The sequence below is a fragment of the Brachybacterium sp. SW0106-09 genome (assembly GCF_001293905.1).
GTDB classification, from domain to species: Bacteria; Actinomycetota; Actinomycetes; order Actinomycetales; family Dermabacteraceae; genus Brachybacterium; species Brachybacterium conglomeratum.
Genome location: NZ_BCAK01000013.1, coordinates 1 through 16,008, shown reverse-complemented (window position 1 = coordinate 16,008; position 16,008 = coordinate 1). Strand labels below are relative to the sequence as shown.

Sequence of the window (16,008 nt, the reverse complement as noted above, 5' to 3'; positions counted from 1 at the left end):
ATCCCTTCCCTCGGGCCGCAGGAGAGCGGAGGATCTCTTCATGGCGCATCCGCAGATGTTCGACGACGACGATCCGTGGCTCGAGCGCGTCCGGGAGATCGCGCTCGCCCTGCCCGGGGCGAAGGAGAAGATCAGCCATGGCCGGCCCGCCTTCCACACCGTGAAGGTGCACTGCTACTACGGCGGATCCCTCAAGGTCGACGGGGAGTGGGTTCCTCATGAGCAGTCCGTGATGCTGCACCTCCCGCCCCGGGAACGGGCCGCGCTCGCCGAGGAGCCCCGCAGCTACGTGCCCGCCTATCTCGGCCCGTCGGGCTGGCTCGGCATCGACCTGGACGAGGCGACCGACCTCGTCGAGCTTGCCGAGCTGATCGAGGAGTCCTACCGCACCGTCGCCCCGGCGCGGCTGATCGCCGAGCTGGAGGCGCGGGAGGGCTGAGCTGGAGGCAGGGCCCGCGGCCGACTCAGCTCGGCGGCGTCGGCAGCTCCTGGAACGCCTCGAGCAGCGGCATGAGGTGCTCGCCGATCTCGACCTGCGCGAGCAGCAGCCCGATCGTCCCGTCGGCGTCGACGAAGAAGTCCGTGCCGCACCCGCCGGACCAGCCCCAGCGGCCGCGATGCTCCCCTCCGGTGACGACGCTGACCCCGAAGCCCCAGCCCGTCCCGTCCCAGAAGCCGGGATAGAACGAGTCGGGCCGCTTGACCTCGGCGGGCACCTGGTCGGTCGTCATCATCGCGAGGTGCTCCGGGGAGAGCAGCTCCCCGTCCCGCAGCGCGCGCAGGAATCGCAGGTAGTCCGCCGCGGTCGAGACGAGCTCGCCGTGGGAGACGTCCCCGCCCGGCGGGCCGACGAGCGGGCCGCCGCCCGCAGCCTCGACCTCTACGAGCTCGCCGTCCTCGACGGTGAAGGAGGGCGGCAGACGATGGTGCTGCGCCGCGGGGACGAAGGAGCCGGTGTCGACCATCCCGAGCGGCTCCAGCAGGTCCGCGCGCAGGTGCGCGTCCAGCGGCGATCCGGTCACCCGGGACAGCAGGATCCCGAGCACGGAGAAGGAGTGGTGGTAGCGCCACACTCGACCGGGCTCGCCCGCCAGCGGCAGCGCGCCGAGCGCCGCGAGCCATTCGTCGGCCGCGAGGGACCACGGCGCCGAGCCCGCCTCGAGGCCGGCCTGCGCCATCGTCCGCTGCAGCGGACCCTCCGCGGTCGCGATCCCGAGCCCGGAGGTGCAGGTCAGCAGGTGGCGGAGCGTGATCTCGGTGGGGGAGGGGACGGCCCGGTCGATGTCGGCGTCAGGGCGGGGGAGCACGCGCGGGGCGGCGAGCTCGGGGAGCCAGGGAGCGACCGGTGAGTCGAGCGCGAGCACGCCCCGTTCGACCAGGCGCAGCGCTGCGACGGCCTGGATCGCCTTGGTCATCGACTGGATGCGCACGATCGCATCGAGCGGGAAAGCAGGAGAGGTCGCCGCTCCCGGCGCGACCCGGCCGCGGGCGACGGGCTCCGGATCATGGCCGTGGGCGATGATCCCGCCGGGCACGGTGCCGGCATCGATCGCGGACTCGAGCAGGCGGACGGCGGGCGGGGTCGACGTCGACATGGGGCCAGAGTAGACGCGCGCCTAGACTCGGACCATGACCACCTTCGAGGACTTCGTGCTGCTGGAGCCGCGTGAGGTCCCGCTCGGCGGACCGCGCGGCATGACCGTGCACCGCACGCTGCCCGCCCGGCGCACCTCCCTCATCGGCGCCTGGTGCTTCGTGGACCACTTCGGTCCCGACGACGTCTCCGCGACCGACGGGATGCGCGTGGCCCGCCACCCGCACACCGGGCTCGCGACCGTGTCCTGGCTGTTCGACGGGGCGATCACGCACCGCGACTCGATCGGCAGCCACGCCCTGGTGCGGCCCGGCGACGTGGACCTCATGGTCGCCGGCTCCGGCATCACCCACTCGGAGTTCTCCGCGAACGACACCACCGTGCTGCACGGCGTCCAGCTCTGGTTCGCCCTGCCGGACCGGACCCGCTTCCGCGAGCAGGAGTTCCTCGTCCACACCCCGACGGAGGTCGCGACCGGCACCGCCCGCGCCCGTTGGGGCCTCGGGACGCTGCACGGCGTCGACGGCGACGGGGACCTGCTCGAGGACGCGAGCCCCGTCGTCACCGACACCGACCTCGGCATGGCCCAGCTCGAGCTGCGCGCCGGGAGCACGCTGCGGCTCGACCTCGACCCGGGACACGAGCACGGCGTGCTCGTGGACCGCGGCACCGCGCGGCTCACGACGGCCCGCGGGACGGGACCTGCGACGGGCGGGACGGGCGACGAGCCGTCGGCCCGGTCGCTGCGCGCCGATGTCGCGCCGCGCGAGCTGATGGTCCTGCCCGACGACGTCGACCACCTCGAGATCGAGGTGACCGGCGACGAGGACCTCCGCCTGATGCTGCTGTCCGGGGAGCCCCTGGGCGAGGACATCATCATGTGGTGGAACTTCGTGGGCCGCTCCCACGAGGAGATCGAGGCGTTCCGCGCCCGCTACCAGGCCGAGATCGGCGTCGAGCTCGCGCTCGAGGACGCGCCGATCGCGCCGATCGTCCGCGAGCGCGGGGGACTCGCCGAGGACGACGAGCAGTTCGGCCCCTTCGCCCCACACACCCCCGCCGCGCTGCCCGCCCCGAGGCTGCCGGGCGGGCGCCTGCGCTCGCGGGGACGGCGGGGCATGCCCGCCTGAGACCGACGCGCGGGCCGCGCCCACGCCTCCGACGAATGCCGCACGCCCCCGCCGTGCACCCGACGTCCCTGCCCTCCATCCCACTGCACGAGAGACCTCATGACCAGCACCGCTGCCCAGCCCGAGCCGACCGACGAGCTCCCCGCCCCTGACCAGACCGAGCGGGTGATCCTGCGCGCCGCCCAGGAGCACGGCGAGATCGGCTGCCCCTGCGACATGCTCGTGATCGGGGATACCACCGGTGTGCTGACCGCCGATGCGCTCGAGCTCGTCGCCGACCACCCCGGCGCGCGGGTCCTGTCCTGGACCAGCTCCCGCGCGGAGACCGACGCGCTCGCCGCGCTGCTGCCCGGTCCGCTAGAGGCCGGGCGCCTCGTGCTGCTGACGGGCGCGGAGCCCGCCCCGCTCGAGGATTTCGCGGCCGGGGCCGAGGCGCATCTCGCGCTGGCCCGTCTGCCGAAGTCCCTCGCCGCGCTCGAGGACCTCGCCCGACGCCTCGCGGTCGTCGCGGAGCGCAGCGGGCGGGATGACCTCACCCTCGTCGCCGGCGGCCGCGTCAAGCACATGACCCATTCCCAGAACGACACCCTCGCCGCCGTGTTCTCCGAGGTGCGCGGCTCGCGCGGACTGGGCAAGTCCCGCGCCCTCGTCGCCTCCGGGCCGCGCGCCGACGTCGACGCCGCGCAGCCCGCGACCGGTGAGGCGCGCGTCGCGGTGCGCGGGCAGGAGCAGGCGCTCGCGCTGCGCGGCCTCGGCGGCGTGTTCGGCGGGGCCCGGGCCGACGCCGGCTCCCTCCTGCTGCTCGAGGCGCTCGATCGAGCGGTCGTCGGCGGGGAGCTCGGGACGGGCGACGAGCGGTCCGCCGCCGCCGCGGAGGACGGAGCCGGGGAGAACGCGATGGCCCGCGCGGACGGGGACGCCGGCGACCTGCCCCTCGCGGTGGACCTCGGCTGCGGCAACGGCCTGCTCACCGCGTATCTCGCCGCCGCGCTGCCGGGGATGCGGGTGCTCGGCAGCGACGACGACGCCGATGCGGTCGCCTCGACCCGCGCGACCCTCGCCGCCTCCGGGCTGGACCGCGAAGGGGTGGAGGTGACCTGGGATGTCTCACTCTCCCGGTGCGAGGAGGCCGCCGCCGACCTGGTGCTGCTGAACCCGCCCTTCCACGACGGCACCGTGGTCGACGCGACGCTCGTCCAGGGCCTCCTCGACGCCGCGGCCCGCGTGCTGCGTCCCGGCGGGCAGCTGTGGTTCGTGCACAACTCCCATCTGCGCTACCGGCCGGAGGTCGAGGCTCGCTTCGGTGCCGTCCGCCAGCGCGCCCGCGACCGCCGCTTCACGGTGCTGAGCGCGGTCAGGGCCTGACGGCGCCGACGGCTCCCCGGGGAGGACGGCCCTCCCCGGGGAGGACGGCCAGGGACGACGAGAAGGGCGGGACCATGAGGTCCCGCCCTTCCGGTGTCGTGCGTCGGCCCGAGGCCGATGCCGTGATGTCGCCGCTCAGGCCACCATGCTGCGCAGCACCGAGCTGAACATGGTCAGTCCGTCGGTGCCGGTGCGGGTGCCCGCGCCGGGCTCGTCGGGCCCGAAGCCGGGCTCGACCGCGTGCTCCGGGTGCGGCATGAGGCCCACGACGTTGCCCGCGGCGTTGGTGACGCCCGCGATGTCGTGGCGCGAGCCGTTGGGGTTCTGCTCGAAGCCGGCCGGGCCGTGAGTGGCGCCGGCGGCGTAGCGGAAGACCACACGGCCCTCGTCCTCGAGCTGGGCCAGGGTGCGCTCGTCGGCCACGTACTGGCCGTCCTGGTTCTTCAGCGGGACCCGGATGACCTGGCCGGCCTCGTAGCCGGAGGTCCAGGCGGTGCGGTTGTTCTCCACGGCCAGCGGCTGGTCGCGGCAGATGAACGCACGGTGCGCGTTTTTGATCATCGCGCCGGGCAGCAGATGCGTCTCGCAGAGGATCTGGAAGCCGTTGCAGATGCCGAGGACGGGCATGCCGCCGTTCGCGGCGTCGACCACCTTGTCCATCACGGGGGCGAAGCGGCTGATCGCCCCGGCCCGCAGGTAGTCGCCGTAGGAGAAGCCGCCGGGCAGCACGACCGCGTCGACCTCGTGCAGCGAATCGTCGCCGTGCCACAGCGCGACCGGCTCGGCGCCGCCGAGCCGCACGGCGCGCAGCGCGTCGCGGTCGTCGAGCGTGCCGGGGAAGGTCACCACACCGATGCGCATCAGGCCGCGCCCTTCGCGGAGGGGTCCTCCACGTCGATCGAGACGACGTCCTCGATCACCGGGTTCGACAGCAGGGTCTCGGCGGCCTCGCGCAGGGAGGCGAGCACCTCGTCGGTGACCTCGCCCTCGACCTCGAGCTCGAACCGCTTGCCCTGGCGCACCGAGGCGATGCCCTCGAAGCCCAGGCGGGGCAGCGCGGCGGCGACCGCCTTGCCCTGCGGGTCGAGGATCTCCGGCTTCGGCATGACGTGGACCACGACACGTGGCATGGGGGCACTCCTGAGGGGACGTGTGGCGCGCGCGGCGGCGTGCCGGGGGCTGGTGCTCGGGCGCGGCCCGAGGGCCCCATCGTACCGAGGAACGCGGCCGTGCCGACGGGGCGCCCACGGCGGTGTCCTCCCGACCGGACGCCCCCGCGGCCCTGGCACGTCCCGGCCGACGGGGACTAGGTTCGAGGCACGCGACCTCGACCCCCGGGAGGACCCGATGAAGATCCGCCACCTCGTCCATTCCTGCCTGCTCGTGGAGACCGCCGGGCGACGCCTGCTCGTGGATCCGGGCGGCTTCAGCGCCGATGCGGTGCGGGGCCTGGGCGCCGAGGAGCTCTCGAGCCTCGACGCCGTGGTGATCACCCATCAGCACCCCGACCACGTCGACCCCGCGCTGCTGGGCGAGGTGCTCGCCGCCGCGTCCGACGCCGAGGTGATCGCCGAGCCGGAGACCGCCCGGGTGCTCACCGCCGCCGATGCCTCCGACGGCGGCGACGAGGGGAGCGGCGGGCCCCTCGTCGCGCAGGAGCGGGTGATCCCGCTCGCGGCGGGGGAGGCGCACCGCTTCACGCCCGTCGGCGACCACCCGTCGCTGCGGCTCGAGGCCGTCGGCGGACGCCACGCCATCATCCACCCCGACATCCCGCGGATCGGGAACTGCGGGATCGTCCTGTCCGCCGGGGACGGGCCGCGGCTCGGCATCACCGGGGACTCCCTCGAGCCGGTCCCCGAGTTCCACGGCATCGACGTCCTCGCCTTCGCCGTCACCGCGCCCTGGTCGAAGATGTCCGAGACCATCGAGTTCCTCCGCGCCGTCGGCCCGCGGCTCGCCCTGCCCGTCCACGACGCGGTCGCGAGCGACCTCGGACGACCGATCTACCTGCGCCAGGCCACGAACCTCGCCCCCGAGGGCACCGAGGTGCGGGACTGGCCGGAGGACGGCGTCGTCGAGGTCGCCGGGAGCTGACGGCGCCATGTCGCACCGGGCCGAGAGCGAGCGCCGCCTCGAGGAGGCGCTCGCGGCGACCGACCGGCAACGGTTCCTCCCCGAGGAGCTGCGGCGGCTCGCCGGCGAGGACCGGCCCCTGCCGATCGGTCACGGCCAGACGAACTCCCAGCCCACGACGGTGCGGAACATGCTCGCCCTGCTCGACGTGCGACCGGGGCAGCGAGTGCTCGACCTCGGCGCGGGATCGGGATGGACGACGGCGCTGCTCGCCCGGCTGTGCGGACCGGAGGGGAGGGTGATCGGCGTCGAGCGGCGCGCCGAGCTGATCAGCCCGGCCCGGGCCGCGCTCGCCGGGACAGCGGACGCGGGGACGGCGAGTGCCGAGATCCGACTCGCGCACCCCGGCGTGCTCGGCGCGCCGGAGGGCGCGCCGTACGACCGGATCCTCGTCTCCGCGCAGGCCGACGCCGTGCCGCGGAGCCTGATCGCGCAGCTCGCGGACGGCGGCGTGATGGTGATCCCCGTGCGCGAGCGGATGCTGCGCCTGGAGCGCCGCGGCGAGGAGGTCGCCGCGAGCGAGCACGGCGCCTACGTCTTCGTCCCCCTCGTCGAGGACCCGCCGACGACCCGCTGAACGCAGCGCCGGACACGAGGAGCGTGCGCCGGACCGGACCGGTATGGTGCGGGGCGTGCACGGGAGTCCGGTAGGCCGGGCTGAGAGGGAGTACTCGAACTCCGACCGTAGAACCTGATCCGGATCATGCCGGCGCAGGGAGCTCCGCCGAGCGATCGTCGCCGCGCGCCCGTGCCCGTACGAAAGGCATGGACCGTGACCTCATCGCCCACCGCCCCCACCGCGCCCGCCCCCTCCGGCGGCCCGGCCGCGACCCCGCTCGGCTTCGGGGTCGGCGCCCGCGTCACCGCCGCCGTGATGAGCGAGGACTACGCCCGGATCCTCGAAGGCGTCCTCTCCCGGCTGGACCTCACCGGCCTCGTGCACGAGACCGGGGACGTCTCGACCTATCTCGGCGGCCACGAGGCCCACCTCCAGCGCGTCCTGATCGACCTGGCCGAGGCGCTCGCCCGCACCGGCCACCACGCGACCCTCTCCGTGCTCCTCTCGCGCGGCTGCCCCGGCGAGGTGGAATGCGAGCTGCCCGGCGGCGCGGGCCCCCGCGCGACCGAGGTGCCGCAGCCGCGGAGCACCGGACGCTTCGCGAGCGCCGAGTGGGCGCTGTACCCGCTGGCCGACGAGGTCGCCGTCGACGGCACCGCCCCCGACCACATGCGCGACATCCACGCCGCGATCGACCATACGAAGGAGCTCGGCACCTTCTGCGGCTCCGAGCACTTCGTCACCCGGCTCGAGGGCGACGCCGGCGACGTGATCGCCACCGCGCTCGCCGGCTGGCTGCTCGTCGGCCGCGGCGTCCAGCACGTCACCAGCCACCTGACGCTCTCGCTGAACAGCCCCTCGCACGAGGTGCGGGAGCTCGCGGCGGGCGCCGACGCACCGGGCGCCGACGCACCGGCCGCCGGCGACGAGGGCCGGGAGGAGGCGCGATGACCGAGGAGCACGGCACCGCCGCGCCCGCGAACGACTCCGCAGCGCCCGCCGCGGCGCCTGCCGACGCCGGCGCGACCGCCCCTGCCGGCACGTCCCGTCGCCACACCCCGCTGAGCCTGCGCGAGCTCGTGCTCGTGGTGGTGCTCGGCGTCGTGTTCGGCTTCCTGTACTGGGTGTTCGTGCAAGCCTGGAACGGCCTGGCGATCGCGATGGGCCCGGCCGGGGACCTCGCCCAGCACCTCGTGTTCGGCTCCTGGCTGCTGGTGGCGCCGGTCGCGATCGCGATCCTGCGCCGACCGGGTGTGGGGATCCTCGCCGAGATGCTCGCCGCGGTCATCGAGGTGGTCTTCCTCGGCAGCCCCGTCGGCCCCCTGCTGCTGCTCTCCGCGGCGCTGCAGGGGATCGGCTCCGAGCTGCCCTTCGCCCTGACCCGCTACCGCCGCTTCGGCTGGGGCGTGTTCGCCGCCTCCGGTGCGCTCGGCGCGGGGCTGGTGTTCTTCTGGACCGCGTACCGGATGGGCTGGTACGGCCAGGACCTGCTCGCGCTCCGGCTCGGCGTGCAGGTGCTGTCCGGGATCGTGCTCGGCGGTCTGCTGGCCCGGGTGATCGTCCGCGCGCTCGAGCGCACCGGCGTGCTCGCCGACTTCGCGATCGGTGCCGCGGGCGCGGCACGGATCCCCGAGCGCCGTGTCCGCTGAGGCGCACGCCGCGGGAGCGGCCCCAGGCCGGGTGCAGGGCCCCGAGCATCGGCAGGCCCCGGAGCAGGAGCCGGGCCCTGTGCGGGCACCGGCTCCCGCCGGCGAGCCCCGGGTGCTGGTGGCCGAGGGGCTCGAGGCGGTGCTGCCCTCGGGGGCCGGCGTCGGACCCTGGAGCGGCGAGATCCGTGCGGGCGAGCAGGTGCTGCTGCTGGGACCGTCCGGCTCGGGCAAGTCGACCCTGCTGCGGGTGCTCGCCGGGGCGATCCCGTCCCATCAGCGCGGTCGGGTCACCGGAAGGGTGCGTCTGTTTCACGGCACGGCCGGGGACCCGGCCGACGGCATGGCCGGAGGACCGCACGACGGCACGGCCGGCGGTGCGGCCGATGGCTTCGACGAGGGCCCGGGCGCGATCGACCCGGTGGCGGGCGGGGTCCTCGCGACCGCGCCCGTGCTCGGCCATCTCGGCCAGGACCCGGTCGACGGGGTCTGCCTCCCCCTGATCGCCGACGACGTCGCGCTCCCGCTCGAGAGCGCCTGCACGCCTCCGGAGCGGATCGGGCCGCGGGTCCACGAGGTGCTCAGCGCGATGGGCGTGGGCGAGCTCGCGCACCGCTCCGCCGCGACGCTCTCCGGCGGACAGCTGCAGCGGGCCTCGCTCGCCGCCGCGATCGCCGCGCGGCCCCGGCTGCTCTTGCTCGACGAGCCCACCGCCATGCTGGACGCCGAGGGCGTGGCCGCGGTGCGGAGCGCCGTCGACGCCGCGACGGATCAGACCGGCTGCGCGCTGCTGCTGGTCGAGCACCGCCTGGACGACTGGGCGGGGGAGCGGGGCCTGGACGGGCTCCCCGCACGGACCGTGGCGCTGGACCGCTCCGGCCGGGTGCTCGCCGACGGGCCGACGCGCGAGGTGCTCACCGCCCACGGACCCGCCCTGCGGGAGCAGGGGTGCTGGCTGCCGCGCGAGATCGAGGAGCGGATCGGCGCCCCCGAGCCCATCGGGACCGTCTCCGTGCCCCTGACGGCCGCGACACCTCGCTCGGAGGTGCTGCTGCATCTCCGTGACGCGACGCTCGGCCCGCCCGATGCGTCCGGTCGGGGCGATGATGCCGTGCTCACCGGCGCGGACCTCGAGATCCGCGCCGGGCGTCTGCTCGCGGTCGTCGGCCGCAACGGCGCCGGGAAGTCCACGCTGCTCGGGGCCCTCTCCCGGCTGGACCCGCTGCGCGCCGGGACTCTCGAGGGCGCGGCGGCGGGCCTCGTGCTCCAGCGGCCCGAGTCCCAGTTCGTCGCCGACACGGTCGAGGACGAGCTCGCCGCGAGCGGCGCCCCGCAGGACGTGCGGCGCGCGATGCTCGAGCGCCTCGACCTCGCCGACCACGCGGCGCAGAGCCCCTACCGCCTCTCCGGCGGGCAGCAGCGCCGCCTCTCCCTCGGCGCGATGCTGCTCGCCGACCGGCCCGTGCTGCTGGCCGACGAGCCCGGCTACGGCCTGGACCGCTCCGCGCAGGAGGCCGTCCTCTCCCTCCTGCGGGAGGCGGCCGACGCGGGACGCGGCGTGGTCATGACCACCCACGACCTGCGCAGCCTCGAGGCCGCGGACGACGTCGTGGTGATCGCCGACGGACGGCTCGTCGGCCCCCTCGCCCCGAGCGACCTGCTGGCCGATGACGCGCTGCTGCGCCGGGCCGGGCTGCGGGTCGCGGACCGGCTGGGCCCGCACCCCCGCGAGGGCACCGAGGCCGAGCGGGCGGGCTCGTCGGCCCCTGTGCGCGCCGACGGCTCGCTCTCGCCGGGGGCGGGATCCCCGCTCTCCGAGCAGCAGAGCTCCGCGCCCGCCGACGACCCGGCGCCGCGGACGGCGCTCGACCCGCTCGCCCGGCCCCGGACGGCGCTCGACCCGCCCGCCCGGCCGCGGGCCCCGCTCGCACGGCGCGATCCGACCGTGCTGCTCGGCCTGCTCACAGCGCTCAGCATCGTCTGCATCACGCTGACCGATCCGGCGCCGCTGCTGGTGCTCTACGCGCTGCTCGCCGCGGGGACGATGCTCGGGCTCCGCCTCGGGCCGCTCGCGCTGGCCCGCGCGCAGGCCCCCTTCGTGCTGTTCGCGGCCGGGGTGCTCATGGTCAACGTGCTCAGCCGACCCGGCCACGAGCCCTGGCCCGACCTGCCCGTGCGCGTGACCAGCGAGGGGATCGTGCTCGGCGCCGCGCTCGCGCTGAGGGCGCTGGTGATCGGGCTCGGGGCGGTCGCCGTCGTGCGCGCGAGCGATCCCGGCCGCACCATGACCAGCCTGCGCACCCATGCCCGCCTCCCGGCCCGCATCGCGCTCGCGCTCCTTGCCGGCCAGCGTCTCCTCGAGGACCTGCCGCGGCGCTGGGCGACGATCACCCGCGCCCACCGGCTGCGCCGACCCCCGTCGGCCGACGGGACCCCCGGCCGGCTCGGGCCGCGGGCGATGGCGCGATGCGCCTTCGCGCTGCTGGTCGACGCGATCCGCTCCTCGACGAGGATCGCCTTCGCGCTCGAGAGCCGGGGACTGGGCACGGGGGAGCGCACGCAGTGGCGCACCGCCGCGCTCACCCGGGCCGACGGCGCGCTGGTGGTCGGGGTCGTGCTCGCGGTCGCCGCGGTGCTTGCCCTCGCCGGCTGAGCGAGGAGCCGGGTGGACGCCCCTGACAGTCTCGTCGAGGCCCGCGCCTCAGCGGCGCAGCGCGGCGGGGCCCCGCGCAGCAGCGTCCACGTGGAGGCGACGCCCGCCCCGCCGGTCGCCGGGCGCCTCAGAAGCTCGTGCCGGTCAGGCGCTCGTAGGCCTCGACGTAGCGGGCACGGGTCTGGGCGACCACCTCGGCGGGCAGCTCGGGCGGCGGTGTGTTCGAGCCCTTCGACCAGCCGGAGGCGGGGGAGGTGAGCCAGTCGCGCACGAACTGCTTGTCCAGGCTCGGCTGGACGCGGCCCTCCTGGTAGGTGTCCGCGGACCAGAAGCGGGAGGAGTCGGGGGTGAGCACCTCGTCGCCGAGCACCAGCGTGCCGTCGATGCGGGAGCGGCCGAACTCGAGCTTCGTGTCCGCCAGCACGATCCCGCGCTCCCCGGCGAGGGTGCGCGCGCGCTCGTAGACCGCGAGGGTCATCCGCTCGAGCTGCTCGGTCAGCTCCGTCCCGAGCAGGTCCCGGGCCTGGGCGACGGTGATGTTCTCGTCGTGCGCCCCGGCCTCCGCCTTCGTCGACGGGGTGAACAGCGCCGGGTCCAGGCGCGAGGCCTCCACGAGACCGGACGGCAGCACGTGCCCGCCCACCGAGCCGCCGGCCCGGTAGTCGGCCAGGCCCGAGCCCGTCAGGTAGCCGCGGGCGATGCACTCCAGCGGCACCATGTCCAGGCCGCGGCAGCGCAGCGCCCGCCCGGCCACCTGCTCCGGCACGTCGGAGGCGGAGAGCACGTGGTGGGGGACGAGGTCCGCGAGCTGCTCGAACCAGAACAGGCTGATCCCGGTGAGCAGGCGGCCCTTGTCCGGGATCCCCGGCTGGAGGGAGTGGTCGTAGGCGCTGATGCGGTCGGTCGCCAGGACCAGCACCTCCTCGGCGGTCGCGGGATCCGCGCCGGCGGGGACGTACAGCTCGCGCACCTTGCCGGAGACGACGTGGTCCCAGCCCGGCAGGTCCGGGGCCTCGATCAGCGGCGCGTCGGAGGAGGAGACGGCGCTCATGCGCTCACGCTCCCCTCGGCGGCGGCGAGGGCGATGTCGCCCCGGTGGTGGGAGCCCTCGAGCTCGATCGCGCGAGCGCCGGCGAGGGCGAGCTCACGGGCGGCCGTGAGGTCCGCGCCGGCGCCGACCACCGTCAGGACCCGGCCGCCGGCGCTGACCAGCACCCCGTCGGCGTCCAGCGCCGTGCCCGCGTGGATCACGTGCGCGCCGAGGCGCTCGGCCTCCTCGATCCCGGTGATCGGATCGCCGATCTGCGCGGAGACGGGATAGCCGGCCGAGGCCACCACCACCGTCACCGCGGCGCCCTCGACCCACTCGGGGGCGTCGACGGCGGAGAGGTCGCCGCGGGCGGCGGCCAGCAGCAGCGGCGCGAAGGGGGAGGCGAGGCGCTCGAGGACCACCTGGGTCTCGGGATCGCCGAAGCGGGCGTTGAACTCCACCACGCGCAGGCCGCGGGAGGTGAGGGCGAGGCCGCAGTACAGGATCCCGGAGAAGGGGATGCCGCGGGCGGCGAGCTCGTCGATCGTGGGCTGGGCGACGGCGGTCACGACCTCCCGGGCCAGGCCCTCGGGGGCCCAGGGAAGCGGTGAGTAGGCGCCCATGCCGCCGGTGTTGGGGCCCTCGTCGCCGTCGAGCGCGCGCTTGAAGTCCTGTGCGGGGGCCAGCGGCAGGACCCGCGTGCCGTCGCTCACGCAGAACAGCGACACCTCGGGGCCGTCGAGGTACTCCTCGAGCACGACCTGGCCGCCCGAGGCGAGCACGGCCTCGGCATGCGCCACGGCGACGTCCCGGGCGGGGGTGACCACGACGCCCTTGCCGGCGGCGAGACCGTCGGCCTTGACCACGAAGGGCACATCGCCCAGCGGGTTCACGCGATCCAGGCCCGCGTCGAGCTGCTCGGGCGCGGTGACCGTGACGGAGGCGGCGGTCGGCACGCCCGCGGCGGCCATGATCTCCTTCGCCCAGGACTTGGAGCCCTCGAGGTTCGCGGCCTCGGCGGAGGGGCCGAACACGGTGTGCCCGGCCTCGCGCAGACGGTCCGCGGCGCCCGCGACGAGCGGTGCCTCCGGGCCGATCACCACCAGGTCGGGCCGCAGCTCGTCGGCCAGGAGCACCTGGCCGGCGAGGTCCGCGACGGCGACGTCGTGGCAGGTCGCGAGCTGCGCGATCCCGGGATTGCCGGGGGCGGCGTGCAGCTCGGGGGCGGGGCGGTCGGCGGCGAGGCGACGGATGATCGCATGCTCGCGGCCTCCGGAGCCGATGACGAGGATCTTCACGCGGGCCAGCGTAACCAGCACCGTGCCGATCCCGATCAGGTGCCCGCACTGCGGAGGATCGGGGCCGCCGTTACGATCGAGCGCATGCCCGCAGAGATCCCGGATCCCGCCCCCGCCACCGCACGGCTGCGCCTGGACCTCTCCTACGACGGCACCGACTTCCACGGCTGGGCCGCCCAGCCCGGGCAGCGCACCGTCCAGGGCGAGCTCGAGGCCGCCCTCTCCCGCATCGCGCGCGTGCCCGCGAGGGTCACCGTCGCCGGCCGCACCGACGCCGGCGTCCACGCCCGCGGCCAGGTCTGCCATCTCGACCTGCCCCGCGACGTGCTCGCCACGATCCCCGGCCGCTCCGACCGCAGCCCCGCCGAGGCGCTCGTCACACGCCTGGCCGGGGTGCTGCCGGACGACGTCGTCGTCCACGTCGCCCGCGAGGTCACCTCCGAGTTCGACGCCCGCTTCGGGGCGCTGTGGCGCCGCTACCGCTACCGGATCTCCGACGGCCCCGCCGCCCACGACCCGCTGCGACGGGACGTGCTGCGCCACCGTCGACCGCTGGACGTGCAGGCGATGGCGCGGGCGAGCGAGCCGCTGCTGGGCGAGCACGACTTCCTCTCCTACTGCCGCCCGCGCGAGGGCGCGACCACGGTGCGCGAGCTACGGGAGCTGCGCTGGGAGCGGCCCGGAGAGGGGCGGGCCGACGAGGGCCTGATCGTCGCGACCGTCGTCGCCGACGCCTTCTGCCACCACATGGTCCGCTCCCTCGTCGGCGCGCTGCTCGGGGTGGGGGAGGGGCGGCGCCCCGAGAGCTGGCCCGCCGAGGTCCTGGCCGCCCGCACCCGCGAGTCCTCGACCCGGGACGGGGCCGGCGCCGCCCCGCTCTGCCCGCCGCAGGGCCTGACCCTCGACCACGTCGCCTATCCGCCCGACGAGGAGCTCGCCGCCTGGGCCGCCCGCACGCGCACCCTCCGCGCGCCGCTGCCGGTCGAGGACGTCGCCGTCGCGGAGTGAGCGCTCGGGCGTGAGCGGCCGCGAGCGAGCACCCTCCGGCGGGCGCGAGCGGGCCGCCGCGAGACCGGTCGGAGATCACACTCCCCGGCCCCGTCCTGCGTTGACGCTCCCTCCGCGCGGCCCGTAGGATGAGCGGTCGTTGTGCCTCGATGTGTGCCCGACTCCGCTGCCGTTCTCTCACGGTGCGGCGCGATCGGGATCTCACCCACATCCAGGCCCGCCGTCGCATGGTCAGCGGAGCGGGCCGGGTACAGCCACAGGGGCCATGCTTTTACCCGAAGGAAGCGTGCCCACGGTCCATTCGAACCGTGCCCGGACGGCGTCCTGCCGACCTGGCACCACCACGAGAGAAGAAGGCACGAGTGCGTACGTTCACCCCGAAGCCCGGCGATGTCGAGCGTTCCTGGTACGTCATCGACGCAACGGATGTCGTCCTCGGCCGGCTCGCTTCCCAGGCTGCCCAGCTCCTGCGGGGGAAGCACAAGCCGGTCTTCGCACCCCATGTGGATGCGGGCGACTTCGTCATCATCATCAACGCCGACAAGGTCGCGCTGACCGGCAACAAGCGTGAGGCGAAGCTCGCCTACCGCCATTCCGGCTACCCGGGCGGCCTCCGCGGCGTCCCCTACTCCGAGCTCCTCGAGAAGAATCCCGAGAAGGCAGTGGAGAAGGCCATCCGCGGCATGCTCCCCAAGAACAAGCTCGCTGATCAGCAGATCAAGAAGCTCAAGATCTACTCGGGTTCCGAGCATCCCCACAGCGCTCAGCAGCCCGTCCCCTTCACCATCGACCAGGTGGCGCAGTAAGCGGGGGCTCCCGCCACTCCGCCCTGCCACACGGAAGAACCAAGGAGAACCGTGACTGAGACCACCCCCGAGTCCCTCGAGGCCGTGACCGACGAGTCGGCCCCCTCGAGCTTCACCACCGAGTCGGCCGGCGAGGCCGCCGTCGGCACCGGCCAGTCGGCCACCGCCCCCGGCTACGGCACCGGCCGTCGCAAGCGTGCGATCGCCCGTGTCCGCCTGGTCCCCGGCTCCGGCCAGTGGACCATCAACGGCCGCTCGCTCGAGAACTACTTCCCGAACAAGCTGCACCAGCAGGAGGTCAACGACCCGTTCACGGTCCTCGAGCTCCAGGGCCGCTTCGACGTGATCGTGCGCCTCAACGGCGGCGGCCCGTCCGGCCAGGCCGGGGCCGTGCGCCTCGGCGTTGCCCGCGCGCTGAACCAGATCGACGAGGAGCACAACCGCCCGACCCTCAAGAAGGCTGGCTTCCTCCGTCGCGACGCGCGCATCATCGAGCGCAAGAAGGCAGGCCTCAAGAAGGCCCGCAAGGCGCCGCAGTACTCCAAGCGCTGATCGGCGCGGAGCAGCGCTCCGCCCCACCTGCGCAGTACGCACGATGCCCTCGACCTCCGGGTCGGGGGCATCGTCGCGTTCGGGGCGGTTCGCGGGCGAGGCATCGCGGCGTGCCGGGGGCGAGGTCGGTGGTGGAGTCGGCTGTCGGGGCGGGGGTGGTCAGGTGGTGGCGTATGGCGTACCGCTACGCCGATATGGCGGTGTCAAGCGGTCAGTGCACTGTCAGCCAGG

At 75.0% G+C, this 16,008-nt stretch carries 16 protein-coding genes and 1 riboswitch; of the genes, 11 read left to right on the top strand and 5 right to left on the bottom strand.

The annotated features are described in order from the left end of the window. Positions 1-40 precede the first annotated feature (40 nt). The gene (locus tag Y09_RS07075) at positions 41-439 is read left to right on the top strand and encodes an MmcQ/YjbR family DNA-binding protein (RefSeq protein ID WP_010550292.1); all 399 of its coding nucleotides are present in this window, start codon (positions 41-43) and stop codon (positions 437-439) included. 25 nt (positions 440-464) lie between these two features. Here the strand turns inward: Y09_RS07075 and Y09_RS07070 are convergent, their stop codons facing one another. Next, the gene (locus tag Y09_RS07070) at positions 465-1,595 is read right to left on the bottom strand and encodes a serine hydrolase (protein ID WP_053917108.1); all 1,131 of its coding nucleotides are present in this window, start codon (positions 1,593-1,595) and stop codon (positions 465-467) included. A gap of 34 nt (positions 1,596-1,629) precedes the next feature. Here Y09_RS07070 and Y09_RS07065 point away from each other — a divergent pair, with 34 nt between their 5' ends. Together Y09_RS07065 and Y09_RS07060 are read left to right on the top strand one after the other, a co-directional pair. Beyond that, positions 1,630-2,724: a pirin family protein gene (locus tag Y09_RS07065; protein ID WP_053917107.1), complete on the top strand. Its 1,095-nt coding sequence runs from the start codon at positions 1,630-1,632 to the stop codon at positions 2,722-2,724. 99 nt (positions 2,725-2,823) lie between these two features. Further along, positions 2,824-4,089 (top strand): class I SAM-dependent methyltransferase, encoded by a 1,266-nt coding sequence (locus tag Y09_RS07060; protein WP_053917106.1) that lies wholly within the window; start codon positions 2,824-2,826, stop codon positions 4,087-4,089. A 135-nt stretch (positions 4,090-4,224) separates the two neighbouring features. Here the strand turns inward: Y09_RS07060 and purQ are convergent, their stop codons facing one another. Beyond that, complete coding sequence (purQ, locus tag Y09_RS07055) at positions 4,225-4,950, bottom strand: phosphoribosylformylglycinamidine synthase subunit PurQ (RefSeq protein ID WP_010550288.1); 726 nt, start codon at positions 4,948-4,950, stop codon at positions 4,225-4,227. After that, positions 4,950-5,219 carry a phosphoribosylformylglycinamidine synthase subunit PurS gene (gene purS, locus Y09_RS07050; RefSeq protein WP_053917105.1) on the bottom strand — a complete coding sequence of 90 codons (270 nt, stop codon included), beginning with the start codon at positions 5,217-5,219 and terminating at the stop codon, positions 4,950-4,952. The genes purQ and purS overlap by 1 nt, the downstream gene beginning before the upstream one ends. A gap of 217 nt (positions 5,220-5,436) precedes the next feature. On the opposite strand from purS, the gene Y09_RS07045 reads away from it, so the two are divergent. The 5 genes from Y09_RS07045 (at position 5,437) to Y09_RS07025 (ending at position 11,083) form a co-directional block, all read left to right on the top strand. Continuing rightward, on the top strand, positions 5,437-6,186 hold the full coding sequence (locus tag Y09_RS07045; RefSeq protein WP_053917104.1) for an MBL fold metallo-hydrolase: 750 nt from the start codon (positions 5,437-5,439) through the stop codon (positions 6,184-6,186). 7 nt (positions 6,187-6,193) lie between these two features. Next, positions 6,194-6,802, top strand: a complete 609-nt coding sequence (locus tag Y09_RS07040) for a protein-L-isoaspartate O-methyltransferase (protein ID WP_053917103.1) — start codon at positions 6,194-6,196, stop codon at positions 6,800-6,802. Between the two features lie 49 nt (positions 6,803-6,851). After that, positions 6,852-6,960: riboswitch (TPP riboswitch) on the top strand. 37 nt (positions 6,961-6,997) lie between these two features. Next, on the top strand, positions 6,998-7,735 hold the full coding sequence (locus Y09_RS07035; protein ID WP_053917102.1) for a YkoF family thiamine/hydroxymethylpyrimidine-binding protein: 738 nt from the start codon (positions 6,998-7,000) through the stop codon (positions 7,733-7,735). Continuing rightward, the gene (locus Y09_RS07030; RefSeq protein ID WP_053917101.1) at positions 7,732-8,433 is read left to right on the top strand and encodes an ECF transporter S component; all 702 of its coding nucleotides are present in this window, start codon (positions 7,732-7,734) and stop codon (positions 8,431-8,433) included. Before Y09_RS07035 ends, Y09_RS07030 begins: the two co-directional genes overlap by 4 nt. A gap of 79 nt (positions 8,434-8,512) precedes the next feature. Then, positions 8,513-11,083: an ATP-binding cassette domain-containing protein gene (locus Y09_RS07025; protein ID WP_234695658.1), complete on the top strand. Its 2,571-nt coding sequence runs from the start codon at positions 8,513-8,515 to the stop codon at positions 11,081-11,083. 127 nt (positions 11,084-11,210) lie between these two features. On the opposite strand, the gene Y09_RS07020 is transcribed toward Y09_RS07025, so the two are convergent. Both Y09_RS07020 and purD read right to left on the bottom strand, forming a co-directional pair. After that, positions 11,211-12,134, bottom strand: coding sequence for a phosphoribosylaminoimidazolesuccinocarboxamide synthase (locus Y09_RS07020; protein WP_053917099.1), 924 nt, complete (start codon positions 12,132-12,134; stop codon positions 11,211-11,213). Then, positions 12,131-13,411, bottom strand: coding sequence for a phosphoribosylamine--glycine ligase (gene purD, locus Y09_RS07015; RefSeq protein WP_053917098.1), 1,281 nt, complete (start codon positions 13,409-13,411; stop codon positions 12,131-12,133). Before purD ends, Y09_RS07020 begins: the two co-directional genes overlap by 4 nt. Before the next feature lie 84 nt (positions 13,412-13,495). On the opposite strand from purD, the gene truA reads away from it, so the two are divergent. The 3 genes from truA to rpsI all read left to right on the top strand — a co-directional run bounded on the left by truA (position 13,496) and on the right by rpsI (position 15,777). Further along, on the top strand, positions 13,496-14,419 hold the full coding sequence (gene truA / locus Y09_RS07010; protein WP_010550279.1) for a tRNA pseudouridine(38-40) synthase TruA: 924 nt from the start codon (positions 13,496-13,498) through the stop codon (positions 14,417-14,419). Between the two features lie 362 nt (positions 14,420-14,781). Next, entirely contained in the window at positions 14,782-15,225 is a 444-nt protein-coding gene (rplM, locus tag Y09_RS07005) for a 50S ribosomal protein L13 (RefSeq protein WP_010550278.1), read from the top strand. Positions 15,226-15,276: 51 nt separating this feature from the next. Further along, positions 15,277-15,777, top strand: a complete 501-nt coding sequence (gene rpsI, locus Y09_RS07000; protein ID WP_053917097.1) for a 30S ribosomal protein S9 — start codon at positions 15,277-15,279, stop codon at positions 15,775-15,777. Positions 15,778-16,008: the final 231 nt, after the last annotated feature.

Excerpts from the sequence above, each read along its gene's own strand:
- Y09_RS07075 (WP_010550292.1), top strand. The coding sequence starts at position 41 with ATGGCGCATCCGCAGATGTTCGACGACGACGATCCGTGGCTCGAGCGC.
- Y09_RS07070 (WP_053917108.1), bottom strand. The coding sequence starts at position 1,595 with ATGTCGACGTCGACCCCGCCCGCCGTCCGCCTGCTCGAGTCCGCGATC.
- Y09_RS07065 (WP_053917107.1), top strand. The coding sequence starts at position 1,630 with ATGACCACCTTCGAGGACTTCGTGCTGCTGGAGCCGCGTGAGGTCCCG.
- Y09_RS07060 (WP_053917106.1), top strand. The coding sequence starts at position 2,824 with ATGACCAGCACCGCTGCCCAGCCCGAGCCGACCGACGAGCTCCCCGCC.
- purQ (WP_010550288.1), bottom strand. The coding sequence starts at position 4,950 with ATGCGCATCGGTGTGGTGACCTTCCCCGGCACGCTCGACGACCGCGAC.
- purS (WP_053917105.1), bottom strand. The coding sequence starts at position 5,219 with ATGCCACGTGTCGTGGTCCACGTCATGCCGAAGCCGGAGATCCTCGAC.
- Y09_RS07045 (WP_053917104.1), top strand. The coding sequence starts at position 5,437 with ATGAAGATCCGCCACCTCGTCCATTCCTGCCTGCTCGTGGAGACCGCC.
- Y09_RS07040 (WP_053917103.1), top strand. The coding sequence starts at position 6,194 with ATGTCGCACCGGGCCGAGAGCGAGCGCCGCCTCGAGGAGGCGCTCGCG.
- Y09_RS07030 (WP_053917101.1), top strand. The coding sequence starts at position 7,732 with ATGACCGAGGAGCACGGCACCGCCGCGCCCGCGAACGACTCCGCAGCG.
- Y09_RS07020 (WP_053917099.1), bottom strand. The coding sequence starts at position 12,134 with ATGAGCGCCGTCTCCTCCTCCGACGCGCCGCTGATCGAGGCCCCGGAC.
- truA (WP_010550279.1), top strand. The coding sequence starts at position 13,496 with ATGCCCGCAGAGATCCCGGATCCCGCCCCCGCCACCGCACGGCTGCGC.